Annotated in this window: 15 protein-coding genes; 10 read left to right on the forward strand and 5 right to left on the reverse strand. The window is 39.8% G+C overall.

The annotated features are described in order from the left end of the window. Positions 1-5 precede the first annotated feature (5 nt). The 6 genes from ACFSJE_RS02945 to ACFSJE_RS02970 all read left to right on the forward strand — a co-directional run bounded on the left by ACFSJE_RS02945 (position 6) and on the right by ACFSJE_RS02970 (position 5,810). The gene (locus ACFSJE_RS02945; protein WP_379829486.1) at positions 6-458 is read left to right on the forward strand and encodes a hypothetical protein; all 453 of its coding nucleotides are present in this window, start codon (positions 6-8) and stop codon (positions 456-458) included. 38 nt (positions 459-496) lie between these two features. Next, the gene (locus tag ACFSJE_RS02950; RefSeq protein WP_379829487.1) at positions 497-1,504 is read left to right on the forward strand and encodes a glycosyltransferase family 2 protein; all 1,008 of its coding nucleotides are present in this window, start codon (positions 497-499) and stop codon (positions 1,502-1,504) included. 136 nt (positions 1,505-1,640) lie between these two features. Beyond that, positions 1,641-3,563 carry a BatA domain-containing protein gene (locus tag ACFSJE_RS02955; protein ID WP_379829488.1) on the forward strand — a complete coding sequence of 641 codons (1,923 nt, stop codon included), beginning with the start codon at positions 1,641-1,643 and terminating at the stop codon, positions 3,561-3,563. Next, positions 3,560-4,813, forward strand: a complete 1,254-nt coding sequence (locus ACFSJE_RS02960; RefSeq protein ID WP_379829489.1) for a dihydroorotase — start codon at positions 3,560-3,562, stop codon at positions 4,811-4,813. The genes ACFSJE_RS02955 and ACFSJE_RS02960 overlap by 4 nt, the downstream gene beginning before the upstream one ends. A 4-nt stretch (positions 4,814-4,817) precedes the next feature. Beyond that, complete coding sequence (locus ACFSJE_RS02965) at positions 4,818-5,141, forward strand: hypothetical protein (protein WP_379829490.1); 324 nt, start codon at positions 4,818-4,820, stop codon at positions 5,139-5,141. Positions 5,142-5,150: 9 nt separating this feature from the next. Beyond that, on the forward strand, positions 5,151-5,810 hold the full coding sequence (locus tag ACFSJE_RS02970) for an alpha/beta hydrolase (RefSeq protein ID WP_379829491.1): 660 nt from the start codon (positions 5,151-5,153) through the stop codon (positions 5,808-5,810). A 38-nt stretch (positions 5,811-5,848) separates the two neighbouring features. Here ACFSJE_RS02970 and ACFSJE_RS02975 read toward each other — a convergent pair whose 3' ends face one another. The 3 genes from ACFSJE_RS02975 to ACFSJE_RS02985 all read right to left on the reverse strand — a co-directional run bounded on the left by ACFSJE_RS02975 (position 5,849) and on the right by ACFSJE_RS02985 (position 7,807). Further along, positions 5,849-6,343 carry a hypothetical protein gene (locus ACFSJE_RS02975; RefSeq protein WP_379829492.1) on the reverse strand — a complete coding sequence of 165 codons (495 nt, stop codon included), beginning with the start codon at positions 6,341-6,343 and terminating at the stop codon, positions 5,849-5,851. Between the two features lie 199 nt (positions 6,344-6,542). Next, positions 6,543-7,037, reverse strand: a complete 495-nt coding sequence (locus ACFSJE_RS02980; protein WP_379829493.1) for a hydrolase — start codon at positions 7,035-7,037, stop codon at positions 6,543-6,545. A 5-nt stretch (positions 7,038-7,042) separates the two neighbouring features. Further along, positions 7,043-7,807: an MBL fold metallo-hydrolase gene (locus ACFSJE_RS02985; protein ID WP_379830036.1), complete on the reverse strand. Its 765-nt coding sequence runs from the start codon at positions 7,805-7,807 to the stop codon at positions 7,043-7,045. Between the two features lie 89 nt (positions 7,808-7,896). Between ACFSJE_RS02985 and ACFSJE_RS02990 the strand changes: the two genes are divergently transcribed. Next, positions 7,897-9,354: a TonB-dependent receptor gene (locus tag ACFSJE_RS02990; RefSeq protein ID WP_379829494.1), complete on the forward strand. Its 1,458-nt coding sequence runs from the start codon at positions 7,897-7,899 to the stop codon at positions 9,352-9,354. 38 nt (positions 9,355-9,392) lie between these two features. On the opposite strand, the gene bcp is transcribed toward ACFSJE_RS02990, so the two are convergent. Next, positions 9,393-9,845 (reverse strand): thioredoxin-dependent thiol peroxidase, encoded by a 453-nt coding sequence (bcp, locus tag ACFSJE_RS02995; protein WP_379829495.1) that lies wholly within the window; start codon positions 9,843-9,845, stop codon positions 9,393-9,395. A gap of 55 nt (positions 9,846-9,900) precedes the next feature. On the opposite strand from bcp, the gene ACFSJE_RS03000 reads away from it, so the two are divergent. Beyond that, entirely contained in the window at positions 9,901-10,563 is a 663-nt protein-coding gene (locus tag ACFSJE_RS03000; RefSeq protein ID WP_379829496.1) for an endonuclease III domain-containing protein, read from the forward strand. Between the two features lie 249 nt (positions 10,564-10,812). Here the strand turns inward: ACFSJE_RS03000 and ACFSJE_RS03005 are convergent, their stop codons facing one another. Then, a complete protein-coding gene (locus tag ACFSJE_RS03005; protein ID WP_379829497.1) occupies positions 10,813-11,394 on the reverse strand; it encodes an RNA polymerase sigma factor in 582 nt (193 codons plus the stop codon). A gap of 249 nt (positions 11,395-11,643) precedes the next feature. Between ACFSJE_RS03005 and uvrA the strand changes: the two genes are divergently transcribed. Together uvrA and ACFSJE_RS03015 are read left to right on the forward strand one after the other, a co-directional pair. After that, positions 11,644-14,421, forward strand: a complete 2,778-nt coding sequence (uvrA, locus tag ACFSJE_RS03010) for an excinuclease ABC subunit UvrA (protein WP_379829498.1) — start codon at positions 11,644-11,646, stop codon at positions 14,419-14,421. A gap of 280 nt (positions 14,422-14,701) precedes the next feature. Next, a complete protein-coding gene (locus ACFSJE_RS03015) occupies positions 14,702-15,796 on the forward strand; it encodes a T9SS type A sorting domain-containing protein (RefSeq protein WP_379829499.1) in 1,095 nt (364 codons plus the stop codon). The last annotated feature ends 107 nt before the right edge of the window (positions 15,797-15,903 follow it).

A 15,903-nucleotide genomic window follows, 5' to 3' on the forward strand; every position in this document is an offset into this window, starting at 1 on the left:
TTATTATGTCCTGTGCCAATCCAAACTTGTGGTATGGTAAAAATCATACCCATCACTCCCAATTCAGTGATTCAGAATTTTTGGAAGCTTTTGAAAATGGAAGTTTAAACCCAAAATTGTTCAATCATGAAGCCCATCTAAGATTAGCGTGGATTAATATTCAAAATCATGGCGAACAAATAGCGGTTGAAAAAACGTGTTCAGGCATTAAGCATTTTGATGTCATTTATGGGAAAGGCGATAAATTTCATACTACAATTACAGTCGCGGCTGTGAAAGTGGTGTATCATTTCATGAAGAAGTCCAAATCAACAGACTTTTTTGACTTTATGGAAGAATTTCCCCGATTGAGAGTGGCGTTCAAGGAATTATTGGAACAACATTATAGCTCGGATATGTTCTGCAATAAGCAGGCAAAAACGGATTATATCCGGCCAGATGTACTCCCTTTTGACTGATTTCAGGTAATTGCCTTGGGATTTAGTTTATTTGTAACATGCTACATCCCAAGGTAAGTATTTGTATTCCCTTTAAGGATACCGCACATTTTCTCCCTGAATGTCTGGATTCCATTCTAAATCAAACCTACCAAAATTGGGAAGTTCTTGCGGTAAACGACCACTCCAGTGATTCCAGTTTTGAACTGCTTAAATCCTACGCCGAAAAGGATAACCGGATAAATGTATGCACTAACAAAGGTGCTGGAATCATCCCCGCATTACAAACGGCGTATTCTAAAAGTAGCGGAGAATTCATTACCCGTATGGATTCTGATGACATCATGAAACCCCATCGGTTGGAGGTTATGGTGAAATCACTGCTGGAATATGGGAAAGGTCATGTTGCTGTGGGGCAGGTCAATTATTTTTCAGACCTAGGTATCAGTGACGGGTACGAACGTTACGAAATCTGGTTGAATGAGTTAACCTCCCAAGGAGCAAACTACACGGAAATTTACAAGGAATGCGTTATTCCCTCCCCCTGTTGGATGGCCTACCGAGATGATTTTGAAGCCTGCAATGGCTTTCAACCCAATCGTTATCCGGAAGATTATGATTTAACGTTCAGATTTTACGAAAAGGGATTGCAAATCATTCCCTGCAAGGAGGTATTACACCTTTGGCGTGATTATGACACCCGAACCTCCCGCACCCATGAGCACTATGCCCAAAACTATTTTTTGGACATTAAACTCCACTACTTTTTAAAATTGGACTTTGACAAGAATCGACCTTTGGTCATCTGGGGAGCAGGTTTCAAGGGCAAAACAATTGCCAAAAAATTGAAGAAACAGAAAATTGACTTCACTTGGCTGTGCAATAATCCCAATAAAATTGGAAAGAAAATCTATGGCAAGAAACTCGTTCATTTTAAAAAATTGATGGAATTGCAGCATCCTCAAAGTATTATTACCGTTGCCAACGAAGCTTCACAGCAGGAAATTCGAGCGTATTTCAAAAAAAATGGACAACGACCCGCAACTGATTATTTTTTCTTCTGCTAAATTCCTTCACCCAACACCTAACACCCAATACCCAACACCCTTTACCCCATCCCAATCACCTTTACCAAATTCTTAACTGGAAAAAATAAAACCCTGCACTATTTTAATGCCTATATTTGTTCAATCAAAGTTGGGAATGCAGTTTAAACATCCGGAAATTCTTTGGGCCCTCGCACTACTTGTCATTCCTGTCCTCATTCATTTATTTCAATTACGTAGGTATAAAAAGACACCGTTCACCAATGTAGCCATGCTGCAAAAGGTGGTTTCTGAGTCCCGAAAAAGTAACTCCTTGAAAAAATGGTTGCTGTTATTGACCCGACTAGCGTTGATGGCTGCCATTATCATCGCTTTTGCCCAACCCTTTTCATCTACGGAAACTGCGCTTCGAGAGAAAGAGACTGTAGTCTATTTGGATAACTCGTTCAGTATGCAGGCAAAAACCAATGGGTTATCCCTCTTGGAAAAAGCAGTTCAGGACCTAATCCGAAATAGTAAGGGGGAAACCGTTTTTAGTTTGTTTACTAATGAAAGCACCTATGATGATGTCAACATCAATGACATTCAAAATATATTGCTGTCCCTTCCATATACCCACAAGCAGTTAAATCTGGAGGAAATCAAGCTGAAGGCTACAACGCTATTTTCAAAATCGACTAGTACTATAAAGAATCTGATTGTTATTTCAGATTTCCAACAACGCATAGCATCCAATACTCCAACTCAAGATTCGCTGATTTCGGTTCACCTAGTTCCAGTTCAACCCAGAGAAGCGCAAAATGTTTCCATAGATTCTGTTTACCTTGAGGATGAATTATCGGAGCAGCCTAAACTTACCGTATTGCTCTCTGGAGGTTCTGAGGAGGAGAATTTGCCCATTTCCTTGTTCAACAATGATACGCTCATTGCAAAATCGGCCGCTAAATTCAATTCCAACGGTACTGCCGAAGTAATTTTCTCCATTCCTGGTAATACTAAAATCAATGGTAGATTGAATATTACCGAGAATGGACTGGGCTACGACAACCGATTCTATTTCAACATTAATGAGCGGGAAAAAATAAAAGTGCTTGCCGTCAGCGCTTCAGAAAATGATTATTTGGAGCGATTGTACCCTGACACTGAATTTGAATTCCAGAAATTCCCTTTAAATAAGTTGGATTACAGTGCGTTGGATGAACAAAATGTTGTGGTCTTGGATAATTTGCAATCCATCCCCAGTAGCCTGCAAAAAATACTACGAACGTTTAAGGATAATGGGGGAACCTTGATTGTAATTCCTTCAAACCAAAGTGATTTTGCCTCCTATAACTCATTTTTGTCCGCTTTTTCTCCGTTACAACTCATCGAAAAGGTGGCCAACAGCACTAAAGTGACCTCAATTTCATTTGACCATCCGTTATATAAAAACGTATTTGAAAAGAGAGTGACCAATTTTCAGTACCCTACTTTAAAGGAGTATTATAAGGTGCAATCCAACTTGCCCAAAATTCTTTCGTTGGAAGGAACCGATGCCTTTTTGTTGGGTGATGATGGATTTTATGTGTTCACCGCATCGCTGGAAAGTAATAATTCCAACTTTAAAAACTCCCCCTTAATTGTGCCCACATTTTATAATATGGCTACATCGAGCCTACAGGTATCGGATATTTACCACACCGTAGGTGAAATCAGTACATTGGATATTTCAACAAATTTGGGAAGCGATGACATCCTGAACGTTTCTAAGGAGGATTACGATTTTATACCGCTGCAGCAGACCTTTCCCAACAGGGTTCGCCTCACTTTTGACCAAAATCCGACCTCAGACGGGATTTATACCATCAACCAAGAAGGTGAATCGCTACAAAATATAAGTTTTGACTATCCGAGGACCGAAAGCAAACTCAATTACTTGGACGTTGAAAGCATACCAAACGCCAGTACGCAAGATTCCATTGCTTCACTTTTTGAATACTTGGAAGCTGAAAGCAATATTACTGCATATTGGAAATGGTTTGTTATTTTAGCGTTGCTTTTGGCGTTGACCGAGGTAATTATCCAAAAATTCATTACATGAACATTCTGCTGAAGTCTGCAAAAATCGTGTGCCCGGAAAATAAGGATCTGCATTTGAAAAAGCGGGACATCCTAATCAAAAATGGGATTATAGAAAAGATTGCCACTTCCATTGAAACGCCTTCAAACACCAAAGAAGTTGATTTTAAAAATCTTCATGTCTCGTTGGGATGGTTTGATAGTGGCGTGAGTTTTGGTGAACCCGGACATGAAGAGCGGGAGACCATTGCTAATGGACTAACTGTGGCCATCAAAAGTGGTTTTACCGATATTGTCCTCTACCCCAACACCTACCCTGTTCCAGATACCAGTTCTGATGTAGTTTTTTTGAAGGAACGCAGCCTTGGAAAATCAACAAATCTCTATCCTTTGGGAACGTTGACCAAAAATGCGGAGGGTGTTGACCTTGCTGAGCTGTTCGACATGAAAAATGCTGGGGCGGTTGGTTTTTACGACTTCAAACAGCAGATTGTGAACCCCAATCTTTTAAAGATTGCACTGCTCTACGCACAAAATTTTGAGGGACTGGTTTTTTCACATCCCCAAGATATCCATATTAAAGGAAAAGGAATTGTACATGAAGGTGTGGTTTCTACCCGTTTGGGACTGAAAGGAATACCAGCTTTGGCGGAAGAGCTTCAAATTGCCAGAGATTTGTTTATCCTGGAATACACTGGCGGAAAATTGCACATCCCCACCATTTCAACTGCGGAATCCGTAAAACTGATTGCCAATGCGAAGAAAAAGGGATTGGATGTGAGTTGCAGTGTGGCCATCCATAACTTGGTCTTTACCGATGAAACCTTGGAGGATTTTGATACCAATTTCAAGGTGTCCCCTCCCTTGCGAACCAGGCAGGATAGCAAAGCCTTGGTAAAAGGACTAAAGGACGGTACCATCGATTTTGTTACTAGTGATCATATCCCGATTGATGTTGAAGGAAAACGGGTGGAGTTTGACAATGCCATGGATGGTTCCATCGGTCTTGAAACCGCTTTTGGAAGCTTGAACAACATCCTTGGTATGGAAGAAACCATATCCTTATTGACCAAAGGTCGTGAACGTTTTGGTCTGGAGACACCAGCTATAAAAGAAGGTGAAAAGGCATGTTTAACACTCTTTGACCCAGATGGAGAGCACATTTTTGGAGTGGAAGATATTTTGTCCACTTCCGAAAACAGTATGTTCTTGGGCGCGCAGCTCAAGGGCAACGTATACGGGGTAATCAATAACAATAAAACTTCAATTTAATATTTTGAGCAAGCCCAATCCAGGAAGAACAACGGCCATTGTGGCCTATATCACCATCGTTGGATGTTTGATTGCCATCACCATGAATATGGAACCTAAGAATGCCTTTGCCCGTTTTCATATCCGGCAAGCCTTCGGAATTCACTTATTATTTCATGCGCTGGCCATCGTCCTAACTTTTATGGGAGTTGTATATTTTGCGCTTCCCTTATATCTTTTTTATCTGGTGCTTTGGGGGTATGGATTTATTCAAGCGTTGAATGAAAAGACCCAACCTTTGCCTGTTCTGGGCCCCTATTTTCAAAAATGGTTTACCTTTATTTCTTAATAGATTATCATGTCCCAACCTTCACTTTCCTTAGAATACCTCCTACGTCCATCATCCTTGTCATCAGGAAAAAAGCCAGCGCTTTTTATGTTTCATGGCTATGGAAGTAATGAAGAGGACTTGTTTTCCTTTGCTTCTGAACTCCCAGAGGAATTGGAGGTGATTTCTGTTCGAGCACCTTATGATTTGGACCCATTTGGACACGCTTGGTATGCCATTAATTTTGATGCGGAATACGGAAAATGGAGTGATGATGAGCAAGCCAAGGAATCCCGAGATAAAATTGTGGCTTTTATGGATGAGGCCGTCGCAGCTTATGATTTGGATGAAAAGAACATCACGCTGTTGGGCTTTAGCCAAGGTACCATTCTAAGCTATGCCGTTGCCCTTTCTTTTCCTGAAAAAGTAAGAAATGTGGTGGCATTGAGCGGGTATATCAACGAACGGATTTTAAGGGAAGACTACGCTGAAAAAGACCATAGCAATCTGCACATTTATGCTTCCCACGGGCAAGTAGACCAAGTGATTCCCGTGGAATGGGCCCAAAAAACACCTGATTTTCTAGAGAAATTGAACATTGATTTTACCTATGAGGAATTTCCCATTGGGCATGGCGTCTCCCAACAAAATTTCTATTCCTTCCGAAAGTGGTTGGTGGAAAGGATTTAAGTTAACGAATTGCAGCGAAAAATTACAGCCCGAGTTAGCTACTGTTTTTTGTAATTAATTTTTTTGTCCGCTAGTATCTTCAATATTCTTTCTTTTGTGTTTAAGATTGTAGTTGCTACCAGTCCCTCAAACGCAAAAAAATATAAAAGTCCAAATAAAGGCATTACAAGAATCTCCCATTGAAAATTGTTAAGATTGCTGAACGTATAAATTACGATAATGATAATAGTAATGAATGTGAATCCAAGGGAGAAGTTGGCATGAATTTTATAAGTCGGACCGTTAATCCTATTCAATTCCATTTTGCAGAGTTTTCCATCAGAACTAATATTGACCACAGTTAAATTAACCTTTGAAATATGCCCACCTTGCGGGTCAAGTATACCTAACGGTAAATTTGGTGTTATGTCAAGTCCTCCATCAAGGCCAATTGCTCCAGAAAGTCGGTTCTTTTTATTCTTTATTGAAGAAAGAATCAATTCATAGACTTCATTCATGTCCTCATTTACAATATAAACGTCTGATTGGGTCATTAAAAATTCGATTCTGGGATTTGATATAATATTGTGGCAAATGATTAAGGTATGAATCCTTATTTGCTATTTACTACTTCGACTTTGCTTACAAAGTTAGCTGTCATCCTGAAAGTACGCAGTACTCGAAGAATCTATTTCCCTTTCAATAGCAAAATGATATTCTTCACTTCGTTCAGAATGACAAAAAACAAAATTGTTAGTTGCTTCGGGCGTAAAGCAAGTGGTCCAATAACGTAAAATCTATACTCAAGTTGTCCTTAAGCTCGTACTTGATGATCAAGTCTCCCCAGTATTTTCCATCCGAAAAATCGGCAAGAATCCATTTGTGGTTCAACACCTTAATTTTGTTGATTTTGAAATCACTCTCCATCCCTTCGTAGGGAATTAAAGGATTATCCCCTGTTGGTTCATTGGTTTCCAATAGTTTATCTTGAATATATCGGGATGGGTCTTCCAAATTCAAATGGTCAAAATACGCCAAGGCATCATCATTGTTTTCCAAGGTGAAATATTGCATGTCCAATATTTTCAATTGCGATTTTTTCAACGAATCTTGAAGCTGTTGTACTTCGGTTTCCAAACGTTGCACATCTGAGGACATGACTTTTTGCATAGTACTGGTGCTCACAAACTGGTACAGCACAACTAACGCCGCAAATACAAATAGGTAAAGAAAAATTTTACTTTTCATGGTGTTTATATCTTCAATTGTAGGTTATCGTAGGCCAAATGTATGTTTTTGGGCAATTCTTTTTCCACTTCTTCGTGAAATCCCATAATATGGCTAATGTGCGTAAAATATGTTTTTTCCGCACCAACTTCCTGCGCAAATTCAATGGCCTCCTCTAAATTAAAATGGGAATGGTGGGGTTCCTTCCGAAGTGCATTGACCACCAATATTTTGACTCCTCTAATTTTTTTGAGTTGGTCCTCTTCCACCCGTTTTACATCGGTCAGATACACAAAATCCTTGAATCGATAGCCAAATACCTGCAAGCGATTGTGATACGCTTCAATAGGAACCACAAGAAGATCCCCCAATTCAAAAGGCCTGTCCTTTTCCACAGGAATTACTTGCACTGCCGGAGCACCAGGATATCTATTTTCATCCGCAAAAATGTAATCGAATCGTCTTTTTAGGGAAGAAATCACACGTTCATGGGCATAAACGGGAATGTCGCCTTGCCGGAAAAAGAAAGGTCGAATGTCATCAATTCCTGCCGTATGGTCCGCGTGTTCGTGCGTGAACAAAATTCCATCCAGTTTTGGGATGGGATTGGTCAACATTTGTTGCCTAAAATCGGGCCCGCAGTCAATTACATAATTAAAATCCTGCCACGAAATCAAGACGGAAACCCGTAATCTTTTGTCCTTGGCGTCCTTGCTCAGACAAACTGGATGATTGCTTCCGATAACAGGTATTCCCTGGGAGGTTCCCGTGCCTAAAAAGGTAATGGTCATCTTATCATCCATTAAATCCAAAATTATAACTTATTTATTTAATAGATTGAATGAAGAGTGTAACTTTGTTTCTCACAAAACTCTCGGATATGCCTACTGTACCAAGCAAAGAGAATGCTTTTGAAAACATCCCTTCCATTAAGGCAAAGACCCTTAGAATTAACCTGAACCCGAATATTTATGGAACTTTTGCAGAAATTGGTGCAGGGCAGGAAACGGCCAGACATTTTTTTAGGGCTGGTGGGGCTTCGGGAACCATTGCGAAGGCGATGAGTGCTTATGACAAATCCTTTAGTGACGCCATTTATGGGATTGAGGAGGATGGACGATATGTGACCCAGTCGCGCTTAAAGAAAATGCTAAACCACGAGATGAAGTTGGTGGAAGAACGTATCAGTCGGGAAAGCAACCCAGATTATTTGTTCTTTACCTATGCCAACACGGTAGCTACCATCGATTTTTCAAAGCGATACAAAGGCCATGGTTGGGTGGGAATTCGTTTTCAGTTGGACCCGGACCAAAAGGAATATGATGAAATTGTCCTGCATCTTCGTTTTAAACAAAATGAAGCTCGTCTACAGCAGGAAACTCTTGGGATTCTTGGCGTAAACCTTATTTATGGTGCCTTTTTTAAATTCCATAAACCAAAAAAACTTCTTAAATACCTTTATGATCATATCGACAAGGATACTTTGGAAATTGATATGGTCAACTTTACTGGACCCAATTTCAAAGATGTTGACAACCGCTTGGTGAGCCTGCAGTTGATCAAAAACGACATGACTGATGCGGTGATGTTCGGACCTGATGGAAACAACCTCTTACCTGCTGCGGTACTCTACAAGAAAAATATTTTGGCTTTGCGGGGAAGCTTTAGACCTGTGACCAAAGTGAACATGGATATGTTCAAGAAATCGTACGATATTTTTGTACGGGAACAGACCGTGGAATATGAAAATACCATTGTGGTCTTTGAGATTACCCTGTCCAACCTTAAGGTTTCTGGGGAAATTGATGAGCAGGATTTCATGGACCGAGCTGAATTGCTCTGCTCTTTGGGACATACGGTGCTCATTTCCAAATTCCAGGAGTATTATAAGTTGGTGGAATATTTCAACAACTACACCAAGGCCAAGATTGGATTGACCATGGGGGTAAACAACCTTATTGATGTATTTGATGAGAAATACTATCGTCATTTAAGCGGTGGTATTTTGGAAGCTTTTGGAAAGCTGTTCTTCAAAGACTTGAAGGTCTATTTATACCCGATGAAAGACCCAGAAACGGGCCAAATCATGACCAGCAACAACGTAAAGGTGCACCCACGGATGAAGGAGCTGTACAAATTCTTCAAATATAATGGTAAGGTGATGGACATTATTGATTACGACCCAGATGTGATGCACATTTTCTCTAGGGATGTCCTGAAGAAAATTGTAAACAATGAAGAAGGCTGGGAAGAAGAGCTACCGGAAGGTATCGCGGAAATGATCAAAACCAAACACTTGTTTACACGAAAAGTACTTCCTGAAAAAGAGGAAGCTTAAGATAAAATAAAAGGCGCTTTTAAAAGCGCCTTTTTTATTTAATCCAATATTTGGGCAGCGTGGTCCTTGGTTTTGACCTTTTCAATCACCCGTTCTACCATTCCGTCGCCATTGATCAGAAACGTGGTTCGGTGGATGCCATCGAATTCCCTTCCCATGAATTTTTTTGGACCCCAAACACCAAAGGTTTCCAAAACAGTATGGTTCTCATCCGCCAATAAAGGAAATGGAAAACTGAATTTTTTCTTGAAGTTCGCCTGCTTCTTTTGGGAATCGGCACTCACCCCTAAAAGCTCATAACCGGCATCTTGTAATGCTTTATAATTGTCCCGTAAATTACAGGCTTCCACAGTGCAACCTGGGGTGTTGGCCTTGGGATAAAAGAAGACAACAAGCTTCTTTCCTTTATAATCACTGAGATTAATTGTGTTGCCATCTTGGTCTTTTGCTGAAAATTCAGGTACTTTATCCCCTACTTTTAACATGTTCATATGTGTACAGTCTCTATTTTATTGTTTAATTATTTTTTATCAAAATTAAACAAAAATGACTAAACAAGAAAAGGTTGACTTTGTTATTCAGACATTGGATGAAATCTATCCAACCATTCCCATACCATTAGATCATAAAGACCCCTATACTTTGTTGATTGCGGTTTTGTTATCGGCACAGAGTACGGATGTTCGGGTAAATCAAATTACACCATTGCTATTTGAAAAGGCCGACAATCCTTACGATATGGTAAAACTTTCAGTGGATGAGATACGGGAAATAATTAAGCCGGTTGGCCTTTCCCCTATGAAATCGAAAGGAATTCATGGGCTGTCACAGATTCTCATTGAAAAATACAATGGAAAAGTTCCTCGCAGCATTGAATTATTGGAAGAATTACCCAGTGTTGGGCATAAAACGGCCAGTGTTGTGGTTTCCCAGGCGTTCGGAATCCCAGCTTTTCCAGTGGATACTCATATTCACAGGCTCATGTACCGCTGGGGATTCAGTAATGGAAAAAATGTTGTGCAAACGGAAAGAGACGCCAAACGATTATTTCCTGAAGAAATTTGGAACCGACTTCACCTCCAGATTATTTGGTATGGCAGGGAATACTGCCCGGCTAGGGGTTGGAACTTGGAAAAAGACATTATCACCAGAACCATTGGCCGAAAATCGGTCATCAACGAACAGCTTAAAAACAAAAAGAGCCGCTAATTGCGGCTCTTTTCGTCAGTTTGATCCTTAAATTAATTTAATGTTACCTCAAACTGGTGTTTTTTGTAGTCAACTACATGAATCGATTTTGAATAGCTAAGCAAAAAATCAATTGTTCTTTGACTAGCTTTTACCGCTTTAACGGCTTTTTGTTCTTCAGAGTAAATATTTTCCATATTCTAGCATTAATGTTTCAAATAGATAACGCCGCTAGAATTGAAATATTGTTGGTTTCGACAAAGTGTTAAATTAATTCGTCAAAACGATATTTTTACGGTCAACGATTTTTCTTAGGTTAATCAGCGCATAACGCATCCTTCCCAAAGCAGTATTGATGCTAACCCCAGTGTTTTCGGAGATTTCCTTGAAACTCATATCCTTATAGATACGCATGATCAAGACTTCTCGCTGATCTTCGGGCAATTCATCAATCAATAAGGTAAGATCGTTATCAATCTGATCTTTGATGATTTGTTTTTCAGCATTAAGCTTTTCATCCTTGATCACAGAGAAAATGTTGAAGTCATCGCTTCCCTCAAACTTGGGCATACGCTTGTTCTTTCTGAAGTGATCTATGATTAGGTTGTGGGCGATACGCATTACCCAAGGCAAAAACTTACCTTCTTCACTGTAATTTCCTTTTTTCAAGGTTTTGATGACCTTAATAAAGGTGTCCTGGAAGATGTCTTCTGCAACATCCCTATCCATTACCTTGGAATAAATAAAGCTGGAAATTCGTTGGTTGTGCCTGTTGATTAGGATTTCAAGAGCCTTTTCATCACCGGCAATGTAGTTTTTAACTAGAATCGAGTCATTAATCTGTAGTTCCATACAAATTACTTTTTTTGGTTAATATCACGGTCCTTCCTTTCCAAGAAAGACTTTAGGTATTTAGTTGAATGTTTAAAAAAGTAATTATTTCTGTATAGGCCTATCAGTGTTTTAATTACAACTCAAATATAGAAATTTAGGTAGGCGACCTAAAAACTATGTTGTGATTTGCTATTTTTTATATGTTAACTGGTGCAATATACGTATTAAGTGTCCTGTATCGTATCTTTGAGGCCCTAATTTTAACAAATGGCAGCGATTACCAGCGTAGATCCCAAGCAGAATATCATCATAAAAGGTGCCAAACTCCACAACCTTAAAAATATAGATGTTGTTATTCCAAGAAACAAATTGGTGGTCATCACTGGATTGTCCGGTTCCGGGAAATCCAGTTTGGCGTTTGATACCCTTTATGCCGAAGGTCAGCGTAGATATGTGGAGAGCCTTTCGTCTTATGCCCGTCAGTTTTTGGGTAAATTGGACAAACCTAAAGTGGATTATATAAAAGGTATAGCTCCTGCTATTGCCATTGAGCAAAAAGTGAATTCCACCAATCCGCGTTCCACGGTTGGGACCACCACGGAAATCTACGACTATCTAAAATTACTATATGCCCGTATTGGCAAGACCATCTCCCCTATTTCAGGCAAAGAGGTGAAAAAGCATACGGTAACCGATGTCATTACTTATATAAAGCCCCTTTCTGAAGGCACAAAACTCCTATTATTGGCCCCTATTATAATTAAGGAAGACCGTGACCCTATAAAATCGTTGCAGCTTTTTTCAAAGCAAGGATATGCCCGTTTTAAATATAAAGGAGAAGTGCTTCGTATAGATCAAGCACCAGAGGATGTTGGAAGGGAATTTGATTTGGTCGTGGACCGGGTCATTGTAAAGGATGATGAGGATTTCTACAACCGACTGGCCAATGCAGTGGACAATGCCTTTTTTGAAGGTAAGGGTCAATGTGCTATTGAAAACTTGGAAAGTGGAGAAATTAAGGTGTTCAGTAATCAGTTTGAATTGGACGGGATGAAATTCCTAGAACCCAATGTGCACCTCTTCAGTTTTAACAATCCCTACGGCGCTTGTCCCAAATGTGAGGGCTATGGTGATGTCATCGGTATTGATGAGGATTTGGTGATTCCCAACACCGCCCTATCCGTTTATGAAAATGCCGTTTTTCCATGGCGCGGTGAAAGCATGGGATGGTATCGAGATCAATTGGTGAACTCAGCATACAAGTTTGATTTTCCAATCCACAAGCCTTGGTTTGAATTGTCCGAAGAACAAAAACAACTGGTTTGGGATGGCAACGAACATTTTATAGGTATCCATAAATTTTTCGAGCAGCTCGAAGAAAAGAGTTACAAAATTCAAAATAGAGTGATGCTCTCCCGCTATCGAGGTAAAACCAAGTGTACCGTTTGTAAGGGAAAGCGACTTCGCAAAGAAGCGAATTATGTAAAGGTGGGTGACAAATCAATTTCAGATTTGATAGAACTTCCCATTAAAAAGCTGATTCCTTTTTTTGAGACCCTCCAACTTTCGGAACATGATTACACCATTGCCAAACGATTGATTACGGAAATTACGACCCGTTTGGACTTTTTGGCTAAAGTGGGATTGAGTTATCTCACCCTCAACCGAAAATCGAATACCCTTTCTGGTGGGGAAAGCCAGCGTATCAACTTGGCCACTTCGTTGGGAAGCAGTTTGGTAGGTTCCATGTATATTTTGGATGAGCCAAGTATCGGTCTTCACCCCAGAGACACCGAAAACTTGATTGAGGTGCTTAAATCCCTTCGGGATTTGGGCAATACCGTTATTGTGGTGGAACACGATGAAGATATTATGAAAGCGGCTGACGAGGTCATCGATATTGGTCCCGAAGCAGGAACCTTGGGCGGTGAAGTGGTTGCCACGGGAACTTTGAGTGCTATTTTAAAGGCAAATTCCTTGACGGCAGATTACCTCAATGGTTCAAAAGAAATCCAAGTTCCTGCAGAGCGAAGGAATTCCAAACATTATATTCAAATCAAAGGGGCTCGGGAAAACAACCTTAAAAATATCGATGTCACCTTTCCATTGAACATGCTGACCGTCGTTACGGGTGTATCCGGAAGCGGAAAAAGTACCTTGGTGAAGAAAATCCTTTATCCTACCATATTGAAGGAAGTGGGTGGTTATGGTGAAAAAGCAGGGCAATTCAGTGAAATGGAGGGCAAGTATGCCCACATTAAGCATGTGGAATTTGTGGACCAGAACCCGATTGGTCGTTCTTCCCGCTCCAATCCGGTAACCTATATCAAAGCATACGATGATATCCGAAGTCTGTTTGCTTCCCAGAAGCTGAGCAAGTTGAGAGGGTATCAGGCCAAACATTTTTCGTTTAATGTGGATGGAGGCCGCTGTGAGAAATGCAAAGGCGAAGGTGAAATCACTGTGGAAATGCAATTCATGGCAGATGTACATTTAGAATGTGATGTCTGCAGTGGCAAACGTTTCAAAAAGGATATTTTGGAAGTACAGTTTGAAGGCAAAAACATTGACGACATTCTTAACATGACAATTGATGATGCCATTGAACACTTTAAGGCCCATAAGCAAGATAAGGTTGTAAGCAAATTACAGCCTTTGCAAGATGTGGGATTGGGATATGTCACCCTGGGGCAATCCTCTTCTACCCTTTCCGGTGGTGAGGCACAGCGGATAAAACTTGCATCCTTCTTGGTCAAGGGGAATACGAAAGAAAAAGCACTCTTCATCTTTGATGAACCCACTACAGGACTTCATTTCCATGACATTAAAAAATTGCTTAAATCCTTTGATGAATTGATTGCCAAGGGTCACTCAGTCATAGTCATTGAGCATAATATTGAGCTTATTAAATGTGCGGACTATATCATCGATTTAGGCCCAGAAGGTGGTGAAAACGGAGGGTATTTAATTGTAGAAGGTACACCAGAGAAAATTATTAAAAATCAAGATTCATATACGGCTAAATACCTTAGTAGGGTAATCTAAAATTTGGTCTGACCGAAATTTGATATTTCTAAACTTGTTGGCATGACGTATTTTATGTAGCGTCAAAATCCGCCCTGTTCCATTCTAAAGGAGAAATTGTTTTCAAAGCCCTCTACGATGTGGTAACCATATAGCTCTATAGCTCTCATAGTGCATATCAAGGGAAAATTCTCCATTTCGTCAAGTTAAAGTACGTATCCGTCAATTGCTATTAACAAGAAAGCGGTCATTATAATAGTATTGCTAGTACAAAATTTATTTTCAATCTAAAATAGACAGTATGAAAAAAATTACGCTAACACTTACTTTTATTGTGTGTAATCTTGCCTTAGGTGGGTTAAAACCGACCACAAAAACTGACAATTATTTAGTTGATGTAATTATAGCAGAGGATGCCCTTGATTTGGGAATGTTTCAGGATACTGACTATCAAGTACCGACTAGGCTAATTTTTCCCAATCTGGTTTCAGTGGAAGGATCACTGGATATAAGAGGGAATTCAAACCTTATGGTCATAGAAGCTCCCCTTTTAAAATATGTTGGAGATAATTTTGTGATTGAGGAAAACCCCGATTTATTGGAAATTATTTTACCCAAGCTTAATAATGTAGGTGCAAATTTGGTTTTTGTTGAAAATCCTCAATTGGAACGTATTGACATATCCAAATTTGAGCAATCTTTTGGGGATGTTCACATCTATGCAAACCCCAATATGACATCGATGGACCTTTCGAGACTGGAAAAAGTTTGTGGTGGAATCGCTTTTCATTTAAATCACGCCTTAACAGCAATTGATTTGCCAGAATTGAAAAGTATTGGGCATTATTGTGGTCCACACATAGGAAGTTTTTTTCATGTGTTCAACAATGATCATTTGCAATCTGTAACTGCGCCAAAATTGGCAAAAGTAGATTTTGCCATAATTACAAATAATTCCCAGCTAAAGAAATTGAATCTATGCAATATTGTAGTTGATGAGGAATTTGATGTTCAGAATAATCACGTAAACATTAACGTAGGCCCCCCGTACTGTCCTGAAAACCTAGAAGATGGGGACAACAATGAAGAGATAGAAGAAGATCTAGCTGCCGAAGAAGAAAATCTGCCTGACGATGAAGTAGTGATTGAAGATGGTAGAAATGAAGAAAACGAAGCCGAAATATATCCTATACCAAGTGATGATACCATCCGAATAGCAGTGGAAAGCCCAGTTGAGTTGATTTCTATTTATGACATGTCAGGAAACTTAGTCAAAACGTTCAGGTCAGAAGAAGAACAATATGACATAAGCGGAATTGCCCCTGGAATTTACGTGGTAACCATCTTTTATTCAAATGGATCAATATCCCCGTCAAGAAAAATTATTATTCGGTAACATCTTTGATAGAATGGAGCATTTCGATGAAATTCTCTTTCATATTCGTTGCTTAAGCACTCCAGAAGATCTGGTGAAAACCGAGCACGCCCATGAGGCTAAAAATC

Source organism: Flagellimonas iocasae (assembly GCF_042682725.1).
Lineage (GTDB): Bacteria > Bacteroidota > Bacteroidia > Flavobacteriales > Flavobacteriaceae > Flagellimonas > Flagellimonas iocasae.

What these genes read in the sequence shown, in the direction of transcription:
- ACFSJE_RS02945 (WP_379829486.1), top strand. Translation starts at nt 6, where the DNA reads ATGTCCTGTGCCAATCCAAACTTGTGGTATGGTAAAAATCATACCCAT.
- ACFSJE_RS02950 (WP_379829487.1), top strand. Translation starts at nt 497, where the DNA reads ATGCTACATCCCAAGGTAAGTATTTGTATTCCCTTTAAGGATACCGCA.
- ACFSJE_RS02955 (WP_379829488.1), top strand. Translation starts at nt 1,641, where the DNA reads ATGCAGTTTAAACATCCGGAAATTCTTTGGGCCCTCGCACTACTTGTC.
- ACFSJE_RS02960 (WP_379829489.1), top strand. Translation starts at nt 3,560, where the DNA reads ATGAACATTCTGCTGAAGTCTGCAAAAATCGTGTGCCCGGAAAATAAG.
- ACFSJE_RS02970 (WP_379829491.1), top strand. Translation starts at nt 5,151, where the DNA reads ATGTCCCAACCTTCACTTTCCTTAGAATACCTCCTACGTCCATCATCC.
- ACFSJE_RS02975 (WP_379829492.1), bottom strand. Translation starts at nt 6,343, where the DNA reads ATGACCCAATCAGACGTTTATATTGTAAATGAGGACATGAATGAAGTC.
- ACFSJE_RS02980 (WP_379829493.1), bottom strand. Translation starts at nt 7,037, where the DNA reads ATGAAAAGTAAAATTTTTCTTTACCTATTTGTATTTGCGGCGTTAGTT.
- ACFSJE_RS02985 (WP_379830036.1), bottom strand. Translation starts at nt 7,807, where the DNA reads ATGACCATTACCTTTTTAGGCACGGGAACCTCCCAGGGAATACCTGTT.
- ACFSJE_RS02990 (WP_379829494.1), top strand. Translation starts at nt 7,897, where the DNA reads ATGCCTACTGTACCAAGCAAAGAGAATGCTTTTGAAAACATCCCTTCC.
- bcp (WP_379829495.1), bottom strand. Translation starts at nt 9,845, where the DNA reads ATGAACATGTTAAAAGTAGGGGATAAAGTACCTGAATTTTCAGCAAAA.
- ACFSJE_RS03000 (WP_379829496.1), top strand. Translation starts at nt 9,901, where the DNA reads ATGACTAAACAAGAAAAGGTTGACTTTGTTATTCAGACATTGGATGAA.
- ACFSJE_RS03005 (WP_379829497.1), bottom strand. Translation starts at nt 11,394, where the DNA reads ATGGAACTACAGATTAATGACTCGATTCTAGTTAAAAACTACATTGCC.
- uvrA (WP_379829498.1), top strand. Translation starts at nt 11,644, where the DNA reads ATGGCAGCGATTACCAGCGTAGATCCCAAGCAGAATATCATCATAAAA.
- ACFSJE_RS03015 (WP_379829499.1), top strand. Translation starts at nt 14,702, where the DNA reads ATGAAAAAAATTACGCTAACACTTACTTTTATTGTGTGTAATCTTGCC.